This is a genomic window from Paracoccaceae bacterium Fryx2 (assembly GCA_032334235.1).
Classification (GTDB): Bacteria; Pseudomonadota; Alphaproteobacteria; order Rhodobacterales; family Rhodobacteraceae; genus JAVSGI01.
Genome location: JAVSGI010000003.1, coordinates 1390775 through 1407760, shown reverse-complemented (window position 1 = coordinate 1407760; position 16986 = coordinate 1390775). Strand labels below are relative to the sequence as shown.

The 16986-nt window shown below is 60.9% G+C and carries 21 protein-coding genes and 1 pseudogene; 13 read left to right on the top strand and 9 right to left on the bottom strand.

The window, feature by feature from the left end; translation table 11 throughout:
- Positions 1 to 104 precede the first annotated feature (104 nt).
- Complete coding sequence (gene istB, locus RNZ50_07935) at positions 105 to 920, bottom strand: IS21-like element helper ATPase IstB (GenBank protein MDT8854948.1); 816 nt, start codon at positions 918 to 920, stop codon at positions 105 to 107.
- Positions 917 to 2425 carry an IS21 family transposase gene (gene istA / locus RNZ50_07930; GenBank protein MDT8854947.1) on the bottom strand — a complete coding sequence of 503 codons (1509 nt, stop codon included), beginning with the start codon at positions 2423 to 2425 and terminating at the stop codon, positions 917 to 919. The genes istB and istA overlap by 4 nt, the downstream gene beginning before the upstream one ends.
- 105 nt (positions 2426 to 2530) lie before the next feature.
- Here istA and RNZ50_07925 point away from each other — a divergent pair, with 105 nt between their 5' ends.
- Entirely contained in the window at positions 2531 to 2893 is a 363-nt protein-coding gene (locus RNZ50_07925; protein MDT8854946.1) for a hypothetical protein, read from the top strand.
- Positions 2894 to 2975: 82 nt separating this feature from the next.
- On the opposite strand, the gene RNZ50_07920 is transcribed toward RNZ50_07925, so the two are convergent.
- From RNZ50_07920 to RNZ50_07895, 6 genes are all read right to left on the bottom strand, one after another.
- Complete coding sequence (locus RNZ50_07920; protein ID MDT8854945.1) at positions 2976 to 3941, bottom strand: helix-turn-helix domain-containing protein; 966 nt, start codon at positions 3939 to 3941, stop codon at positions 2976 to 2978.
- Positions 3942 to 4313: 372 nt separating this feature from the next.
- Complete coding sequence (locus tag RNZ50_07915; protein ID MDT8854944.1) at positions 4314 to 4835, bottom strand: DUF6362 family protein; 522 nt, start codon at positions 4833 to 4835, stop codon at positions 4314 to 4316.
- Complete coding sequence (locus RNZ50_07910; protein ID MDT8854943.1) at positions 4832 to 5257, bottom strand: hypothetical protein; 426 nt, start codon at positions 5255 to 5257, stop codon at positions 4832 to 4834. Before RNZ50_07910 ends, RNZ50_07915 begins: the two co-directional genes overlap by 4 nt.
- Positions 5208 to 6068 carry a helix-turn-helix domain-containing protein gene (locus RNZ50_07905; protein MDT8854942.1) on the bottom strand — a complete coding sequence of 287 codons (861 nt, stop codon included), beginning with the start codon at positions 6066 to 6068 and terminating at the stop codon, positions 5208 to 5210. The genes RNZ50_07910 and RNZ50_07905 overlap by 50 nt, the downstream gene beginning before the upstream one ends.
- On the bottom strand, positions 6065 to 6259 hold the full coding sequence (locus tag RNZ50_07900; protein MDT8854941.1) for a hypothetical protein: 195 nt from the start codon (positions 6257 to 6259) through the stop codon (positions 6065 to 6067). The genes RNZ50_07905 and RNZ50_07900 overlap by 4 nt, the downstream gene beginning before the upstream one ends.
- Before the next feature lie 10 nt (positions 6260 to 6269).
- Positions 6270 to 6539 carry a transcriptional regulator gene (locus tag RNZ50_07895; GenBank protein MDT8854940.1) on the bottom strand — a complete coding sequence of 90 codons (270 nt, stop codon included), beginning with the start codon at positions 6537 to 6539 and terminating at the stop codon, positions 6270 to 6272.
- Between the two features lie 312 nt (positions 6540 to 6851).
- On the opposite strand from RNZ50_07895, the gene RNZ50_07890 reads away from it, so the two are divergent.
- The 3 genes from RNZ50_07890 to RNZ50_07880 all read left to right on the top strand — a co-directional run bounded on the left by RNZ50_07890 (position 6852) and on the right by RNZ50_07880 (position 8148).
- Positions 6852 to 7022 carry a hypothetical protein gene (locus RNZ50_07890; GenBank protein MDT8854939.1) on the top strand — a complete coding sequence of 57 codons (171 nt, stop codon included), beginning with the start codon at positions 6852 to 6854 and terminating at the stop codon, positions 7020 to 7022.
- A gap of 18 nt (positions 7023 to 7040) precedes the next feature.
- Complete coding sequence (locus tag RNZ50_07885) at positions 7041 to 7451, top strand: hypothetical protein (protein ID MDT8854938.1); 411 nt, start codon at positions 7041 to 7043, stop codon at positions 7449 to 7451.
- A 139-nt stretch (positions 7452 to 7590) separates the two neighbouring features.
- Positions 7591 to 8148 carry an integrase arm-type DNA-binding domain-containing protein gene (locus tag RNZ50_07880; GenBank protein ID MDT8854937.1) on the top strand — a complete coding sequence of 186 codons (558 nt, stop codon included), beginning with the start codon at positions 7591 to 7593 and terminating at the stop codon, positions 8146 to 8148.
- Between the two features lie 173 nt (positions 8149 to 8321).
- Here RNZ50_07880 and RNZ50_07875 read toward each other — a convergent pair whose 3' ends face one another.
- Positions 8322 to 9365 (bottom strand): IS5 family transposase, encoded by a 1044-nt coding sequence (locus tag RNZ50_07875; GenBank protein MDT8854936.1) that lies wholly within the window; start codon positions 9363 to 9365, stop codon positions 8322 to 8324.
- A gap of 103 nt (positions 9366 to 9468) precedes the next feature.
- Here RNZ50_07875 and RNZ50_07870 point away from each other — a divergent pair.
- From RNZ50_07870 to RNZ50_07830, 9 genes and pseudogenes are all read left to right on the top strand, one after another.
- A pseudogene (locus RNZ50_07870) lies at positions 9469 to 10170 on the top strand (site-specific integrase).
- Between the two features lie 83 nt (positions 10171 to 10253).
- The gene (locus tag RNZ50_07865) at positions 10254 to 10496 is read left to right on the top strand and encodes a plasmid stabilization protein (protein MDT8854935.1); all 243 of its coding nucleotides are present in this window, start codon (positions 10254 to 10256) and stop codon (positions 10494 to 10496) included.
- 3 nt (positions 10497 to 10499) lie between these two features.
- Positions 10500 to 10922, top strand: coding sequence for a type II toxin-antitoxin system VapC family toxin (locus tag RNZ50_07860; protein MDT8854934.1), 423 nt, complete (start codon positions 10500 to 10502; stop codon positions 10920 to 10922).
- Positions 10919 to 12700, top strand: a complete 1782-nt coding sequence (locus RNZ50_07855; GenBank protein MDT8854933.1) for a DNA methyltransferase — start codon at positions 10919 to 10921, stop codon at positions 12698 to 12700. Before RNZ50_07860 ends, RNZ50_07855 begins: the two co-directional genes overlap by 4 nt.
- A gap of 39 nt (positions 12701 to 12739) precedes the next feature.
- Entirely contained in the window at positions 12740 to 13672 is a 933-nt protein-coding gene (locus RNZ50_07850) for an IS5 family transposase (GenBank protein ID MDT8854932.1), read from the top strand.
- Positions 13669 to 14418 carry a pseudomurein-binding repeat-containing protein gene (locus RNZ50_07845; GenBank protein MDT8854931.1) on the top strand — a complete coding sequence of 250 codons (750 nt, stop codon included), beginning with the start codon at positions 13669 to 13671 and terminating at the stop codon, positions 14416 to 14418. The genes RNZ50_07850 and RNZ50_07845 overlap by 4 nt, the downstream gene beginning before the upstream one ends.
- Positions 14411 to 15607, top strand: a complete 1197-nt coding sequence (locus RNZ50_07840) for a GIY-YIG nuclease family protein (GenBank protein MDT8854930.1) — start codon at positions 14411 to 14413, stop codon at positions 15605 to 15607. The genes RNZ50_07845 and RNZ50_07840 overlap by 8 nt, the downstream gene beginning before the upstream one ends.
- A 15-nt stretch (positions 15608 to 15622) precedes the next feature.
- Complete coding sequence (locus RNZ50_07835) at positions 15623 to 16537, top strand: DUF5655 domain-containing protein (GenBank protein ID MDT8854929.1); 915 nt, start codon at positions 15623 to 15625, stop codon at positions 16535 to 16537.
- Entirely contained in the window at positions 16534 to 16896 is a 363-nt protein-coding gene (locus tag RNZ50_07830; GenBank protein MDT8854928.1) for a hypothetical protein, read from the top strand. Before RNZ50_07835 ends, RNZ50_07830 begins: the two co-directional genes overlap by 4 nt.
- The last annotated feature ends 90 nt before the right edge of the window (positions 16897 to 16986 follow it).

The window sequence follows — 16986 nt, the reverse complement described above, 5'->3', positions numbered from 1 at the left end:
CTACGTCTATGATTTTGTAGCGCGTCAACCAGCATGTCCGTGACCGTCAACCACGTTGGCCGGTTTTAGGCCGCTGGGTTGGCGTATCTGGAATTGTTTTTCGCTCAGCCTTCTCCTTTGTCCTTGTTGTCGGCGATGGTTGTCGTTGGCGGTCTGCTCAGCGCCTCTTTGTTGGAGGCGGCCGCGCGCTGGCGGAAGCTTTCGGCATTCATCTCCAGGATCGCTGCGTGATGAACCAGCCGGTCGATGGCGGCGACGGTCATCGCCTTGTCCGGGAAGATCTGGTCCCAGCCGCTGAAGGGCTGGTTGGCGGCGATGGCGATGCTGCGGTATTCGTAGCGCCGGGCGATCAGTTCGAAGAGCACGCCGGTTTCGGCCTGATCCTTGTGGGCGTAGGTGATGTCGTCGAGGATGATCAGGTCGAACTTGTCGAGCTTGGCGAGCGCGGCTTCGAGCACCAGATCGCGGCGGGCGGCCTGAAGTCGCTGCACCAGATCGCTGGTGCGGGTATAGAACACGCGGTGTCCCCGCTCGATCAGGGCATGGCCTATCGCGCAGAGAATGTGCGTCTTGCCCGTGCCGGAATTGCCGATGGCGATCAGATTGCCGCCACCCTCCAGCCAGTCGCCGGCCGCCAAGGCCTCGATCCGGGCGCGCGGCAGGGTTGGCAGCGCCTTGAAGTCGAAGGTCGCCAGCGTCTTGCCAGCCGGTAGCTGTGCCTCGTTCATGTGGCGCTGAATGCGGCGCATGTCGCGTTCGGCCAGCTCGTATTCCGCGAGGACAGCCAGAAAGCGGGCAGCGGGCCAGCCTTCGGCATCGGCGCGGGTGGCAATCTCGGTCCAGAGTTTGTGGAAGCTGGGCAGGCGCAGCGCGGTCAGCATGCCGGGCAGCGTGTGGATGTCGATCTCGCGGGAGGTCATGCGCAGGCTCCCAGAAGGGCATCGAAGCTGTCGAGCGAGGGATGGGCGACGGCAACATCTCTCGGCAGCGCCGTTTGCCGCGGGTTCAGGCAGGATGCCAGAGGTCCGGGATCGGGCACCCGGCCCGCGTCCAATTCTGCTGCCAGCAGATGTGCCAGTTCCGCCTCGCAGGCCCGGTCGTGGGCGATGAACAGCAGGTCGACCATGCGGCGGCAGGCGTCGCGGCGGGGCAGATCGCGCTGCAGCACCTTCCAGGCCTCAGCGTATTCGGTTCGCGGGAACAGGCTGTCGCGGTAGATCGAACTCCACAGGGCTTGCGGTTTGCGCCGCAGCGCATGGATGACGTGATGGTAGTTGATGACATGCACGCGATGGCCATCGCCGCGACCTCGCGCCCTTGTATGGCTGACGACCAGGGTGCTGCCGAGAAAGGCCTCAAGGCGATCGTCGTAAAGGTGGACCCGCAAGCGCTGCCCGATCAGCTGCGACGGGGCGCTGTAGAAGATGCTCTTGACCAGAAAGCCGCTGGTGCGGGTGACCGGAACCACGGTCTCTGTAAAGTCGGTGGTGCGCCGGCGCGGCAGGGGCTTCAGATGCGCCCGTTCCACCTGCGTGGCCGCCGCCCGCTGCCGGTTGCGCCGTGCCACCAGAATGTCGATGAAGCGGCGGTAGTCCTCAATGCTGGCGAAGTCGCGGCTGCCGCGCAGGATCAGCGCCTGTTCGATGGCCTTCTTCAGGTGCCGGTTCTGGGATTCCACCGCGCCGTTCTCATGAGCTTCCCCGCGGTTGTTGCGACTGGCCTCCATGCCGTAATGGCCGACGAAGGCATTGTAGCGCGTGGTGATATCCTGGCGCTGGTCAGCCGTCAGGTTGCGGAAAGCGGCCGAGAGGCTGTCGGTGCGATGCTCCTGTGGTGCCCCGCCGAGCGACCAGAGCGCCTGCTGCAGGTTCTCGGCCAAGGCCGTGAAGCTCTCCCCGCCCAGGACCACCCCGACATGCTCCCACCGGCTGTAGACCATGACGAAGTGGTAGAGCAGATGCGGGAATAGCTGGCCCGCGATCGTCACCTCCAGCTCCTCGGCATGAGTGAAGTCGGACTGGGCCATGCGGCCCGGCTCCGGCGTCTGGCGGAAGATGATGTCGCGCTCGGGTCCGTTCAGCGCCCGCCACTGCCGCACCCGCCGTTCCAGGGTGCGCCGGATCCGGTCATCGGGGAAGGCCAGCGGGTGCAGGCCCTGAAGGTGGCGCAGCAGGGTGACGGCCTGCAAGGCGCTGTCCCTCTCCAGCAAGGGAAGGATGTCGCCCTCCCAAAAGCCTTCGAGGGGATCGGCCACCGTGCGCCCGTGAACGATCTTGCGGTTCGAGGGCAGCGTCGGATCGGCATCGAACCGTCGGGCCGTGCGCTCACTGAACCCGGCGCGGGCGGCCGACGTGCGCTGACTGTGATATCGGAGGTCGGACATGTATAATCTCAATTGCTGGTCGTTGATGGGTTTGTAGGCCAACCCGGATCCTCCGTTTGACGGCAGAGGAACCCGGCTTACCAACCCGCAGCGACCAGCACCTTCCCCGAAATCAATCAAGCCGGTGGGGCTGCCCTCCAGACGGGCATGCCCGTCTTCCGTTCAGCCCCACCGGCCAAGGTGGTTGTCGGCACCGGCCAAGATGGTTGTCGCGCAACAGATTTCGGGCTCTGCAGCTACGAGAAGGGCTGGGCGCAGGTCGATACGGCTCAGGACGCGTCATATTTCGGGACATGGGCCAACCCGACCCGGTTGATTATTTTCAGCTATTGTGAGGGTGACACGACCTTGAAGGCGGCTGCGTCGCCCGAAGAATTTGCCGCAGAACTGCGCGAGATCGATGGGTGGAACCGGGCGCACGGCTATGGCCCGGCGCGGATCGATCCGGGGTTTGATCCGGCGATGAAGGCGGCGTTCGTTGCGTTGGGGCTGGAGGAAATGTTGCACTGAATGTGTGGCGCTTCCCTTGGCCAAAGGTGCCGAGATGGTCCGTCCGCAGCACCCGCCGGACTGTTCGACGTTCAGGATTGGCTCAATGCACACCCCGCGCCCGCAACCGTTCCGGCGTGACGAGCCCGCGTGATAGCATTGCGTCGCGGATTGTGTTGCTAATCGTGTTGGCGGGCATGTAGCGGTCGGAGTTGACCATGTCTGCGTAAAAGGCCGCGAGTTCATCGGCGCTGGGTCGTTCGCCCTCTGTGCGTTTGGGCTGGCGTTTGCCGGTCGGGGCCTTCGGGGAGGTTGCCGCGACTTGGTCATCGCGCTTGGCCGCACGTTCCATCGCCCGGTCCAGTGCCTTGGGACCGTCTGGCGGGGCAGGGTGGTCCCTCCGGGTTTCGGTTGCGGTCTCGACGATCCGGTCTTCATTGAGGCCGAGGTCGTCGATCCAACGTCGCACATGGGTTTTGGCTGGCCAACCCTGCCACCAGGCGGGCAGGGTGCCGGTCGGATCGAGGCCCAGCGCGGTCAGAAGCTCTGAGAAAAAATGATCAAAATCGATCTCGCGCGCTTGCGCGTCCTCCTCCTCCTTTACAGGTTTAGTTAAAGGTTCCCTTACAAGGTTATACTCCGGATTCCGGAGATGGCTTTGGGGAAAATCCGGAGATGGAACCCCCGGAAATCCGGAGATGGCCCCATCTGGCGATTCCGGAGACGGGTCGTCGTTTTCTTCCATGTTTTCAACAAAGCCTTCTCCGCTTTCCGGAGGTGGGTTTTGCGGGAATCCCTGCTCGAACCCCAGGAGGTAACGGGTAGGCTGGCGGCGGTGCGTGCGCGGATTTTGGGTGCGGATACGGTGGATCAGCCCCAATTTCTCTAGCGTCGCCAAATGATCGTTCAGGGCAGAGATGGACATTTCCGCATCCTCGGCCAGCCGGGCCTGCGTCGGGAAACAGCCGAAATCCGGGTTGTGGCGGTCGCAGAGGAACCACAGCACGATCTTGGTGGCAGGCTTCAGCCCGCGCTGCTGGATGGCCCAGTTGGTGGCGGCGTGGCTCATGGGAGGACTCCGGACATGGAAAAAGGCCCGGTGATGAACACCGGGCCGGATAAGGTGGGGCGGGGTCGGAACCGCCGGTGACGGGCGGTTCCTTGGAGGGGCGAGGACGGGAGGGAAGAGTGGGCAGGGCGGCTGCGGTGTTGATCAGATTGCGGGCGCGCACTCAGACGCAGGGTGCGCACCTGCGAACCGCGCACCCAAAGGTGCGAACCCAGAAAAAATGTTTGACGCTAGAGACTTACCGCGCCTCTGCCCCCCGCATACAGGTCCAGCCAGGGTGGAACCAAGGCCGGGGGAGCGAGGGGCAGCGCCTGATAAGGGCTTGGGGAAGCGGTCGATCTGTCGCCCATATGTTCCACCAGCCTATCGCTTTTATGCCTCAGAACCGGAAGAAATGTCTCGCCTGAAGTTCAACGTGTTTTGCGGGTTATCCTGCGTGTTCGACACGCTTTCACGCGGGATTGCGCCGGGTGTCGGGACGGGTGGCTCCGGCAGCTTCAGCTTGCGCTCTGTTTTCGCTGCTGAATTCAGCTTCTTTGCAATCGTCAAAAGTGCGGCCGCCCAGCGCCGCCAAGCAGTCGATCGCACAACTCCGGCGCGGTAGCAGACTTGCCGCCAGCGCATGCCGTCTGCCCGGAGCCAGATGATGCGGGCATCCTCGGGATTGACCAGCATCAGCCAGTCAAAGCATTCCTCCATCCGGCTGATCGCGGCAGCACTGGGGATCACCCGCATCGGGGCCTCGGGGGTGTAGCCGTAGGCATGCTTGGCCTCCTGCACCACCGGCGGCCAGGACGAGCCATAGCCGCGGGGCCGGTCCGCCTCGGGCAGGCGCCGCAGGGTGTAGGCGGCCTCCTCAAAGCGATCCTCGATGTCGCGGGCGGTCAGGGTCATGGCGCCTCCCTCCGAACTGCTGGCTGCGTTGCCTTGGCCTCGGGCAGGCCGGTGATCTGCGCCCCCTGCTGGGCCAGAAACCGGCGGATGGTGACGATTGGGTTGGCGATGGCCAGCAACTGGCCGGGCGTCGGTGCGAATTTATTTTCGGCCCGCCGCCAGCCCGCGCAGGCCGCATCAATCACGTCCTCGGGCAGATGCGCCAGATCCTCAAGCCAGTCTTCGGCAATCCCTGCGCGGATATCGTCACTCAGCGCCTGCTGCGGGTAATGCCCAATCAGTCGGGTGATCAGTTGCGCCGCGCGTGCGGGCTTGGCGGGGGTCAGGGACGCTGCCAGCAGCTTGGTCACGGGCTGGATCAGCGCGATCTCGTCAGGCGTTGGGGTCGGTCTGCGCGGCCCGTGCCCGATCAGCTTTTTCAACAGCGGCATTCCAGGCAGTGCTGCTATCGCGGGCAGTGGATTTGTGGAGCTTGGCTTTTCGTGGGGCGCTTGCGTGTTCATCAGCAATTTCCTTCGTTTGGGGCAGGGGCATTTGGCGGCGGGCTTTGGCTTCCAGAATGGCAGGGGTGAAGAACGACCAGCCACGGATCGGGGCAGGTCGTGCATCGCGGGTTTTCGCGGCGATCACCGGCAGGATGTCGAGCGTCAGATCGCAGCCCGCCTCAATCCAGCGGGTGATCTCGAAAGCCGTGATGCTGCTGGCCTCGGCGTCCCTGTCCAGACCGGGACCTGAAACTGCAAGACAAGCCATTCGAGGATCTGGTTCGCTTAGATGCGAAGCGCTTTTTAGTATCAGTGAAGTATCAAGGGCGGCCACTGTGGCCGGGGGGTGGGGCCACAGTGGCCGGTTGTCAGGCGGCCAAACTGGCCGCTTGTCGCCATTGGCCGGTTGCTTGAAAGCGCCCGAATTGTTGGGCTCTGCATCGTCGTCGAGCATGCCCGGCGGGGCTGGTTTGCGACCCTCAAACGCGGTCAGCAGGATCATGTCGGACTGGCGGCTGCCATTGCCGCGGCGGCGGGGAATGCGCCGGATCACGCCGCGGATGTCCATGTCGGACAGTACCCGGCGCACCGTCCGCTCGCCCAGCGCGGTTTGATCAGCGAGAGTCTTTTGCGATGGCCAACTGATGCCGTATTCGTTGGCATAATTTGCCAGCACCAACAGGATCACCTTTTCGGTGACGCTGCCCGCCGGACAATCCAGCGCCCATGTGATGGCCTGGACGCTCATAGCGCAGCCGTCGCTGTGAGGCGTTTCACAATCGCCGCCATCAGGGCGATGCGCTTGTCGGCATCCGCCTGGCGCATCGTGCCTGCTCGGACGTTGGCCCAGTAGACCTGCTTGCGCATCTCCAGCTCGCGCTGGGCCTCGGCGATCAGGGCGGTGACCGTGATTGTGCCGATAGGGATAATTTGTGCCATGATTGCCCCCTCAGCGCCGTGCGGCCACAGCGCGGCTGGTCAACGCCTTGCGGGCCTCCTGCTCGCGCAGCCAGTCGCGAACAGCTTCCATGCGGTAGATCACTTTACGCCCCACACGGACGCAGGGCGGGCCCATGCGGCGGGTCTCCCAACGCTGCAGTGTATCGACCGACAGGGTCAGCTCCCGGGCAAGGTCGGCCCGGTCCAGCCAGCCGATCAGAAGGCCGGTGTCCGCCTCTGGCACCGCATCGTCGGTTTCCTTCAAGCCAATGTTCTGCATATCTTTTCTCCATGCCCAGCGCCCCCTGATCGGTGCGCTGAAATCAGTGAGTCGAGACAAGCACAGGCAAGGCACCGGCAAAGAGGCAGAAACCGGCAGAAACAAACCGGCAATTCTGCCGGTCCCGTTATCCACAGCTTTTGAGAGTTTCGACCGATGAATTTGATATGAACAAAAGGGGATTTCTGACAGCTTCGGGGAGAGCAGTTCACAACTAGAATCGCCAGATGATCACCGCCGCCGAGAGGTCGGGGGCAGGTTTCGTTTGCTTTGAAGCCTGGGTCAAATTGGGGGTCGTAACAGGAGGCAGGCATGGCGTTTCCGGCGCAGTATTTCTATTCAATTCTTGATGTTGCAGGTCGGTGGGGGTGCACCCAGACCGCGGTTGTGAATTGGGCAATTTCGGGTGAACTTGACCTTGTCGCGGGGTTTTCGCCGATCCTTTTTGGTGACGAACCGGCCGCGGGGCTGCTGGTGGTTTAGGCCTCGGATGTGCGCCCGTTGTTCCGCCCGTTCGGTAAAGCCGAGAGGAAGGTCTACCTGAGACAAGCTCGCCCAAACGGTTCAGACACGTTCAAGCTGATCACCGATCCAGTGTGTGGCGTGCGGCTGACTGCGGCGGACATCATGATCACAGCCCGCGAAATCGATCGCTTCGAGGAAGCAAATGGGATCGGTCGGACCCGCAATGCAGGGCCCGGCGCACCGGGGAGGTACGACTGGGAAGGCTTTCACATGGCCCTGTTCAAACGCATCTACACGGGCGGATTTCCATTGCAGCAGCGTGACTTAGTGATTGAGATGCAGGAATGGTTCATCGCCAATTCCGACGACGGGGGGGCCCCCGACGAGAGCACGATCCGACGCCGGATCAAGGCGATCTGGCAGGAACTGAACCCGACCCAAACCTGATTCTTCCCACGCCGCAAAACGACCGGCAGAATTGCCGGTTTGTTTCTGCCGGTTTCCGCCTCTCTGCCGGTGCCTTGTGTGGAGCAGGTTGCTCTTTGCCGATTCTCTACGCTCAGTCGGTGCGAAAAGGGGAACCGATATGGCCACACATTTGACGGAACGAGTTGTAAAGGCTGCCGAAATCGGCACGCGTAAGTACGTGGTGTTCGACGAGGATTGCGCGGGCTTCGGCCTTTGCGTGTTCCTGTCGGGCCGCAAGGGGTTCATCCTGATCTACCGCGCCGCCGGGCGGCAACGACGCATGACGATCGGCACTTGGCCCAGTTGGTCGGTCGTTGCCGCCCGCGAGGAAGCGAAGCGCCTCAAGCGTGACATCGACCGCGGTGAAGATCCCATGGATGTCCGAACAAATGCCCGGCACGCGCCAACCGTTGAGGAACTGGTCGAACGGTACATAGATGAACATCTGCCGAAACTCTCCGCATCCAGCGCTAAGGATCAGGCCAGCATGCTCAGAACGCTGGTCTTGCCCGACTGGCGATCGCGCAAAGTGGCCGACATCACGCCAACCGATGTCGACAGGCTGCTGATCAAGGTCGCGGCGGGGCGGCCGCGGGTCTGGAAGAAGCCCGTCAAGCCGATCGCTGTGCCCCGGGCGTTCAAATCAAAACGATCTGCAGGGCACCTCGATTTTTGACTGTTTTCGCGGCAACGGCATAGCAGGTTCTGCCCGAAGCGCGGCAGCGACCTTCAGCTGACCGATTGTTGCCTTGGTTTTTATGATCTGCCGCCCATTTCGCCTCGCGGACCTTCGGTTCAGGGCCGTTTTTAGCGATGCGCGGGGCGATCTGCGTCCTTGGCCGACCGTTTTCAGGCTGGGTGCGGGTTGATGCGACCCAGTTGGCCGAGGCGGCGCATGTTGTAGGCGAGATTCTTCATGCCGACTTTGGCCTTCGCCCGCACCAAGCCGATGGTGCGCACCAGGGTGCCGCCCATGTCGTTGGCCTGCGCGCCGAAGATGTGCTCAACCCGGACCCGCACGGTGGATTTGGTGCGGTTGCTGCCCTTGGCCTGGTCGGTCAGCGGCTTGCCCCGATTGCCCTTGCGGTGGATGTGGCTTTTCAGTTTTAAGGCGCGGAGTTTGGCCTCCATCTCCTCGGACCGATAAGCAGCATCCGCCCACACGCCAGACCCGGTGTTGCCCTGCATCAGCAGATGATCCACTGCCTGGCTGTCATGCACAGCGGCGTCGGTGACGTGGTAGCGCCGGACCAGCTTATGCGTGCGGTCCACATTCACATGGTTCTTGTAGCCGTAGTGGCTCTTGCCGTGCTTTTTCGTCCAACGTGCGTCCACATCCTTTTGCACCCGTTTCGCTGGCTTATCAGCCCAATCCTCGGGGACCTCGCCCTTCTTGATCGTTGCGTTTTCATCGCGCGTGTTGTGATTGCGCGGCACCGGCACGATGGAGGCGTCCAGGATCTGACCGCCGCGCGCAATGTAGCCCCGCCGCGCCAAATGACCGTCAAACAACCCGAACAACTCCTCCACCTTGCCGGCCTGCGCCAGCGCATCGCGATACAGCCACACCGTCTTGGCGTCGGGCACCCGGTCACCAAGGCCCAACCCCAGGAAGCGCATAAAGGAAAGCCGGTCGCGGACCTGATATTCGATCTGATCATCCGACAGGTTGTAAAGCGCGCTCAGAACCAGCGTCTTGAACATCAGCACCGCATCTATCGGCTTGCGCCCCGCGCGGGACTTGCGATCCGCAACAGGCTTGCGCCAGACCCGCTCAAGAGCCGGACGAAACTCCTCCCACGGCACGACGGCATCAATTTCGACCAGCGGATCCCTTTTGGCATCGAGGCTCGCGTAACGGTCCGAAAGATCGAAAAAACCCATCTGCGCCATCGTTGCATCCCCAATGCCAGTTCACTGTCTCACCATACCGAAGTGCGGGGGATGGGGCAATTTATAGAGGTGCCCTGCACCAAAATCTCCGCCAAAGACCTTCAAGCCGACGCCAGTGCGCGCAAATCGTGTGGGAGAGGTGCTGCGCAAAATGTTCAGCCTCGCTGTGACGTGGAAAATGCGAACCGACAACCCGGCGACCAGTTTCCGCAAGCGCCCCGAAACCGCCCGCGAGCGGTTCCTCTCTTTCGACGAAATCCAACGCCTGGCCGATGCGCTGTGCGCCGATCCCGATCAGCGCGCCGCCGGGATCATCCGCCTCTGCATGCTGACCGGCGCCCGCTGCGGCGAGGCCCGCACCGCCACTTTCGATCAGTTCAATCTCGACTTGGCGATCTGGACCAAGCAGGCCGCCTACACCAAGCAGCGCCGTGTCCACCGGGTGCCGATCTCGCATGAGGCCGTCGCCCTGATCCGTCTGCGCGGCGATGCCGTGCCCAAGGGCTGCCCCTTCCTCTTCCCCGGCGATGTGCCGGGCCAACCGGTGGTTGACCTCAAGCGCTTCTGGGAGAGGATGCGTGTCCAAGCTGAAATCCCCGATGTGCGCATCCACGATTTGCGCCATACCTTCGCCTCCTTGCTGGTCTCCGGTGGGGCCTCGCTTGAAATGATTGGGCGGCTGCTTGGCCACACCCAGATCGGCACCACCCAACGCTATGCGCATCTGATCGACTCGCCGCTGCGGGCCGGGGTGAACGCTGTGGGCGAGATGCTGAAGCCGCGGCTGAAAGTGGTTGGGACTTAAACAAAGCGCCACATTGATTAGAAGGCGCTTGATAGCAGTGCAATCACTGCCTACCTTCCCCTTTACGCAGAGGAGGGAACCCGATGGCCAGCATTACGATTCGAAACCTCGACGATGATGTGAAGCACCGCTTGCGTGTGCGGGCGGCCGAGCATGGCCGATCGATGGAGGAGGAGGCACGCGATATTTTGCGGCAGGTCGTCGGCCAGCCCAGCGCCCCAAAGAACCTTGGCCAGTCCATCCACCAGCGTTTTGCAGCGCTGGGCGGCATTGATCTGGCACTGCCAGCCCGGACGCCAATGCGCGCCTCGCCGGACTTTGAGTGACGCATGATCATTATCGACACTAATGTCGTTTCTGAACTCATGCGCGCCAAGCCGGACCCTGCTGTCCTGGCATGGTTCGCCGGTCATGCCGCCGACACGCTGTTCTTGACTGCGGTGAGCGAGGCCGAATTGCGCACTGGCGCTGCTATCCTGCCCGCTGGGCAGCGGCGCGATCGGCTTGTCGGCGCGATCGGTGCGATGATCGATCAGGACTTTGCAGGCCGCATTCTGCCTTTCGACAGCCCAGCCGCGCGATGCTATGCGGAGATCGCGGCCGCCCGCCGCGGCACAGGCAAGCCGATCATGGACGCCGACTGCCAGATCGCCGCAATCGCCCTTGCCTGCAATGCGGCCATCGCCACGCGCAATGTCAAAGATTTCGAAGGCTGCGGCGGTGACATCATTAATCCCTGGAATTCCGTATGAACGCTGTCGAAATTGAACAGGCCATTTCTGAACTGGCCGAGAAACCCTTTGAGCGGCAGGAGTTTCCCTTCCAGTTCCTTGAGGCCTTCGGGAACAAGGAAACCACCCTCAAGCGTCTGCGCACAGGTGTGTCGAACAAATCCGACCTTGGCGGCGTGCTGCAGACCAACAATATCCACATTGGCACCTGCGCGCCCGGCCAAACCTCGGCCACCATCGCCGCCCTTCGCGTAAGCCCGGCCACGACCAAGGGTAAGGCCCGCTTCATCCTTGCCACCGATGGCGAAACGCTGGAGGCCGAAGACCTCACTTCCGACGACGCCCCCATCGCCTGCGCCTATCCTGATTTCCACGACCACTTCGGCTTCTTCCTGCCGCTTGCAGGCATCACCACCGTCAAGCAAATCCGGGAAAGCGCCTTTGATATCAAGGCGACCGGCCGCCTGAACCGGCTTTATGTCGAACTGCTGAAGGACAACCCCGAATGGGGCACCGAGGCGCGCCGCCACGACATGAACCACTTCATGGCACGGCTGATCTTTTGCTTTTTCGCCGAAGACACTGGCATCTTCAACGGCGAAGCCCTGTTCACCACCACGGTTAGCCAGTTCAGTGACCCGGGCAGCGCCAACACCAATTGGGTGATCAGCGAAATCTTCCGCGCGATGAACACAGCACTACCCGCCCGCCCCACCGCCGATCTCCGCAACTGGGCCAACGCCCTTCCCTATGTGAACGGCGGCCTGTTCTCGGGCGACACCGACGTTCCCAGCTTTTCCAAGATTGCGCGCAGCTACCTGCTTCACATCGGCAACCTCGACTGGACCAAGATCAACCCCGACATCTTCGGCTCGATGATCCAAGCCGTCGCGGATGAGGGCGAGCGGTCCGCACTGGGCATGCACTACACATCCGTGCCGAACATCCTGAAGGTGCTGAACCCGCTGTTTCTGGATGATCTGCGCGTCCAGCTGGAGGAGGCTGCCGACAACCCCCGCAAGCTGCTGAACCTGCGCAACCGGATGGCCAAGATCAGGGTGTTCGACCCCGCCTGCGGATCGGGCAACTTTCTGGTCATCGCCTATAAGGAGATGCGGGCGATAGAAGCTGTGATCAACCAGCGCCGGGGCGAGGCAGATCGCAAGACCGATATCCCCAAAACCAACTTCCGCGGAATCGAGCTGCGCGACTTTGCCGCCGAAATCGCCCGTCTGGCGCTGATCATCGCCGAGTTTCAGTGCGACGTGACCTATCGCGGCGCGGTGCAGGCGCGGGCCGAGTTCCTGCCGTTGAACGCGCAGAACTGGATCACACAAGGCAACGCCCTGCGGCTAGACTGGCTGTCGATCTGCCCGCCCACCGGGACAGGGGTGAAGTTCGTGGCCGAGGACCTGTTCCACACACCACTGGATCAGGCACAGATCGATTTCGAGAATGAGGGTGGGGAGACCTATATCTGCGGGAACCCGCCGTATCTGGGCAGCAAATGGCTCACGGACGAGCAAAAATCAGAGCTCGGGGCAATCTTCGACGGGCGGATCAAGGGCTGGAAGTCACTCGACTATGTAGCTGGGTGGTTCATGAAGGCTGCAGACTTTGGGAAGCACACAAAGTCGGTCTCAGCTTTCGTGTCGACAAACTCGATTTGTCAGGGTCAGCAAGTTCCGATCCTTTGGCCCCTGATTTTTCGAACCGGCCATGAAATCTCCTTTGCGCATACCTCGTTCAAGTGGGCAAATTTGGCCAGCCACAATGGCTCTGTTGCACAAATCCCGTGAGGGATTCATCTTGTGAATCCAGCGTGGTAGCTGGACGGCATGAGCAGACCCATACCCCCCGCCTACAAGACCAGGAACTGGCCCGCCTATAACGAAGCGCTGAAGCGCCGCGGCTCGCTGACGATCTGGTTTGATACCGCCATGATCTGGGAGGCTGCGCCGACAGGTAAGCGCGGCCGACAGCCTGACTATAGCGATGCCGCGATCCAGACCTGCCTGACCATCAAGGTGTTGTTTGGCATGGCGCTCAGACAGACGACTGGCTTCGTCGAAAGCCTGCTGGGGCTCATCGATTTGGATTGGGCTGTGCCCAATTTCAGCACGCTGAGCCGTCGCCAGAAGACCCTGAAGGTCAACATCCCCCACCGCGGCTCGCAAGGCCCGCTGCATCTTCTGATCGATAGCACCGGGATCAAGGTTGAAGGCGAAGGTGAATGGAATGCGCGCAAGCACGGCGGCACCAAACGTCGGGTCTGGCGCAAGATTCACATCGGGATAGACGAGAAAACACTGGAAATCCGCGCAGCCGAGTTCACCACCAGCGATGTCGGTGACGCGCCGATGCTGCCCGAACTGCTCGACCAGATCCCGCCCGATCAGGAGATCGCCAGCGTCACCGCTGATGGCGCCTTCGACACACGCAAGTGTCACGACGCCATCGCCGCCCGCGGTGCGGCCGCCATCATTCCGCCCCGCAAGAACGCCAAGCCATGGAAGCCCGACACCCCCGGGGCAATCGCCCGCAACGAAGCCCTACGCGCGTCGAAACGCTTCGGCCGAACCATCTGGCGACGATGGAGCGGTTATCACCGCCGAAGCCGCGTCGAGACGAAGATGCACTGCGTCAAATTGCTGGGTCAGCGCCTCATGGCGCGGGACTTTGACCGTCAGGTCGCCGAGTTTCAGGTCCGTGTAGCCGTGCTGAACGGCTTCACGGCGCTCGGTATACCCGTCACTGAAGCCGTGGGATGAGTCTGTCCAGGGAAAGGGGAGATCTGTCTGTCACCCGATTTGTGCAACAGAGCCACGATCCGACCAAATGCAATGTCGGCTTCAATCCAACCAGCGGCAAGTTCCAGATCGAGATCAAGGGCCTGGCAGAGCCCAAAAGCGATTTTGCCCATCGCATCTGCACCCAAGACCTGAACGAGGTGATCACCGCCTTTGTCCAAGACAAGACCACGATCGAGCGTGGTCTTTTCGATTCTGAAATGGTGCCTGAAGAACTGACGCAAGTTCGCATGGGCAAGATCGTGAAGGATAAATACCCGCAACTGGACGACCACGATCAGGAAGCGATACGGCAGCATGCCGTTGCGGCGCTGAACCTGACGCAGAAGGCCAAGGAGTTGGCTTTATCTGGCGGCGATGCCGAAAAGACCGGCAGCACGGCCCTGATCGACGGTGTCCGGAAGTTCATGAATGTCCGCGATCTGGACATCGACTTGATTGATCGCATCAACCCGTTCGGCGAGGCCTACGCCATTCTGGCCAAGACGATGAGCGAAGAAAGCCTCAAGCGTGTTGCGGCTGTGATTTCGGCCAAAAAGGTGAACCTGACGCCAGAAGAGGCGCGCGATCTTGCCAAACGCGCCCTGAAATTTAAGCAAGAGCGCGGGCGGCTGCCGTCAATTACCTCGATGGACGCCTGGGAAAAGCGTATGGCAGAAGGTGTCGCATTCCTTGCCCGCATGAAGGCTGAAGCTGCAAATGGCTGATTTTACTGACGACGATGACGCATTGCTGGCCGAACTTGGCGTTGAGGTCGAGGCCAAGCGGGTCGGCGCACGCACGCCGCAGCAAGAGCGGATCATCGCAGGTTTCGAAGACATTCAGCGCTTTGCGGAAGAGCAGGGCCACGCCCCGCGACACGGCGATGAGCATGATATCTTCGAGCGTCTCTATGCGGTTCGGTTGGACCGGATTTGTCAGCTGCCCGAGTGCCGTGGCCTTGTCGAGCCTCTCGATCATCAGGGTTTGTTGAACGCTCTTGCGTTGGCAGCAAAAGACGATGTGGATGATATGGATGATGATGCGTTGCTGGCTGAACTGGGTGTTGACGACGATCTGTCAGAAATAACGGAACTTCGTCACGTCCGGTCGAGTTTTGAGAAACGTGCGGCCGAAGAAATTGCCAATCGCGAACGCTGTGAGGACTTCGCCAGCTTCAAGCCTCTGTTCGAGCAGGTACAAAAGGATTTGGATCAGGGGGCACGATCGGCGCGCCCGTTCGAATTGAAAGCAGAAATCAAGGCAGGCCGCTTCTTTATCGTCGGCGGTCAGAAGGCCTATGTCGCCGAGATGGGTGAGATCGAGATCACTGCCCAAGGCAGAACCGACGCGCGACTGCGTGTGATTTTTGACAATGGAACAGAGAGCAATATGCTCATGCGCTCTCTTCAGCGCGCTTTGAATAAAGATGATGCCGGGCGGCGAATTACAGAGCCGGTCGCAGGACCACTTTTTGCGGACCAGCCGCAAGAGGGGGACGAGGCAAGCGGTACGATCTATGTTCTGCGTAGCAAATCCGATCACCCGATGGTGGCTGCAAACCGCGACCTCGTCCACAAGATTGGGGTGACCAATACTGGTGTAAAGCAGCGTATCGCTGGAGCGCGACTCCAGCCGACCTTTCTGTTGGCGGACGTCGAAGTGGTTGCCACCTATGAGCTCTTCAACATCAATCGAACCAAGCTTGAAAATCTGATCCACAGAATATTCGAGCCCGCCAGGTTCGATGTGGAGATCCTTGACCGCTTCGGTCGTCCCGTCGTGCCGCGAGAATGGTTCATGGTGCCGCTTTTCGTGATTGACGAGGCCGTTGAGCGCATCAGAGACCGGACGATCATCAATTTCAGTTACGACCCCAAGACCGCTCAATTGGTTGAGCGGGTTGGTCAGCAGTAGATCGGGTGATGCAGAATGAGTGATATCAAGCTTTTTCGCATCGCCGCCGGTGCAGTCAGCGAACTGGCTGGTACGACAGATACAGTCGAAAAGTCGGTTCAGATGCTGTTCGAGGGTAACCTTGAGCCATTGCTGGGCGTTCGATTTCTTGCCAGTGAATTCACCACGACGCACGGCGGCCGGATCGACACATTGGGCCTCGATGAAAACGGCTGCCCAGTAATCCTTGAGTATAAGCGGGCCTCAAATGAGAACGTGATCAATCAGGGACTGTTTTACCTCGATTGGCTCATGGACCATCGCAAGGATTTTCAGTGGCTTGTGCTAGAAAAGCTCGGCAAAGACGCGGCCGATGCCGTCGACTGGTCCGCCCCACGCCTGATCTGCATCGCAGGGGATTTCAACCGCTATGACGATCATGCGGTCAAGCAAATCCAGCGCAATATCGAGCTGATCCGATATCGCCGTTTCGGGGGCGATCTGCTGATGCTTGATCTGGTGGCCGCCACGTCTGTGAAAGGATCGGCGGGCCCAGGGGGGACAGGCAATGGTTCGGTGACCGTGCCTGGAAAGTACAAAACGATCAGCACTGTCATGGCAGAATTGGATGCCGCCATGATAGACAGGTTCGAGGCGCTACGAGCGTACCTGACCGCGCTGGGCGATGATGTGCAGGAAACAACCCTCCGGTTATACATCGCGTTCAAGCGGATCAAGAACTTCGCCTGCGTGGAATTTCGTCCCACGGCAGGTAAGATACTGATTTTTGTGAAAGTCGATCCTGCGACAGTTCAACTTGAACATGGCTTTACGCGCGATGTGTCCAGCCTTGGCCATTTCGGCACTGGCGATCTCGAAATCACCCTGTCGAAAGCCGAAGATTTGGACAGGGCTAAAGCCCTGATCGAACTGAGCTACGGCGCGTCATGAATACGAAGCAGCCCCCCTTCGTCAGAACGATCGGCATCGATTATTCGGGTGCCGAAACTGCCAATTCCAGTCTCAAGGGCTTGCGCGTCTATATGGCCGAGGGGCAAGAAACGCCTCAGGAAGTTGCTCCGCCGCCATCGCCGAAGAAGTACTGGACGCGGCGCGGCATTGCCGAGTGGCTTGTGGAGCGCTTGGTAGAAGACATTCCGACCATCGTTGGGATCGATCACGCGTTCTCGTTTCCCCTGCGCTATTTCGAGGTGCATGGGCTTCTGCCGGATTGGCCGCAATTTCTCGACGATTTTCAAAAGCATTGGCCGACTGATGCTGATCACACATATGGGCACCTCGATTTTTGACTGTTTTCGCGGCAACGGCATAGCAGGTTCTGCCCGAAGCGCGGCAGCGACCTTCAGCTGACCGATTGTTGCCTTGGTTTTTATGATCTG

Excerpts from the sequence above, each read along its gene's own strand:
- istB (MDT8854948.1), bottom strand. The coding sequence starts at position 920 with ATGACCTCCCGCGAGATCGACATCCACACGCTGCCCGGCATGCTGACC.
- RNZ50_07925 (MDT8854946.1), top strand. The coding sequence starts at position 2,531 with ATGCCCGTCTTCCGTTCAGCCCCACCGGCCAAGGTGGTTGTCGGCACC.
- RNZ50_07920 (MDT8854945.1), bottom strand. The coding sequence starts at position 3,941 with ATGAGCCACGCCGCCACCAACTGGGCCATCCAGCAGCGCGGGCTGAAG.
- RNZ50_07915 (MDT8854944.1), bottom strand. The coding sequence starts at position 4,835 with ATGACCCTGACCGCCCGCGACATCGAGGATCGCTTTGAGGAGGCCGCC.
- RNZ50_07905 (MDT8854942.1), bottom strand. The coding sequence starts at position 6,068 with ATGAGCGTCCAGGCCATCACATGGGCGCTGGATTGTCCGGCGGGCAGC.
- RNZ50_07900 (MDT8854941.1), bottom strand. The coding sequence starts at position 6,259 with ATGGCACAAATTATCCCTATCGGCACAATCACGGTCACCGCCCTGATC.
- RNZ50_07895 (MDT8854940.1), bottom strand. The coding sequence starts at position 6,539 with ATGCAGAACATTGGCTTGAAGGAAACCGACGATGCGGTGCCAGAGGCG.
- RNZ50_07890 (MDT8854939.1), top strand. The coding sequence starts at position 6,852 with ATGGCGTTTCCGGCGCAGTATTTCTATTCAATTCTTGATGTTGCAGGT.
- RNZ50_07880 (MDT8854937.1), top strand. The coding sequence starts at position 7,591 with ATGGCCACACATTTGACGGAACGAGTTGTAAAGGCTGCCGAAATCGGC.
- RNZ50_07875 (MDT8854936.1), bottom strand. The coding sequence starts at position 9,365 with ATGGCGCAGATGGGTTTTTTCGATCTTTCGGACCGTTACGCGAGCCTC.
- RNZ50_07865 (MDT8854935.1), top strand. The coding sequence starts at position 10,254 with ATGGCCAGCATTACGATTCGAAACCTCGACGATGATGTGAAGCACCGC.
- RNZ50_07860 (MDT8854934.1), top strand. The coding sequence starts at position 10,500 with ATGATCATTATCGACACTAATGTCGTTTCTGAACTCATGCGCGCCAAG.
- RNZ50_07855 (MDT8854933.1), top strand. The coding sequence starts at position 10,919 with ATGAACGCTGTCGAAATTGAACAGGCCATTTCTGAACTGGCCGAGAAA.
- RNZ50_07850 (MDT8854932.1), top strand. The coding sequence starts at position 12,740 with ATGAGCAGACCCATACCCCCCGCCTACAAGACCAGGAACTGGCCCGCC.
- RNZ50_07845 (MDT8854931.1), top strand. The coding sequence starts at position 13,669 with ATGAGTCTGTCCAGGGAAAGGGGAGATCTGTCTGTCACCCGATTTGTG.
- RNZ50_07840 (MDT8854930.1), top strand. The coding sequence starts at position 14,411 with ATGGCTGATTTTACTGACGACGATGACGCATTGCTGGCCGAACTTGGC.
- RNZ50_07835 (MDT8854929.1), top strand. The coding sequence starts at position 15,623 with ATGAGTGATATCAAGCTTTTTCGCATCGCCGCCGGTGCAGTCAGCGAA.
- RNZ50_07830 (MDT8854928.1), top strand. The coding sequence starts at position 16,534 with ATGAATACGAAGCAGCCCCCCTTCGTCAGAACGATCGGCATCGATTAT.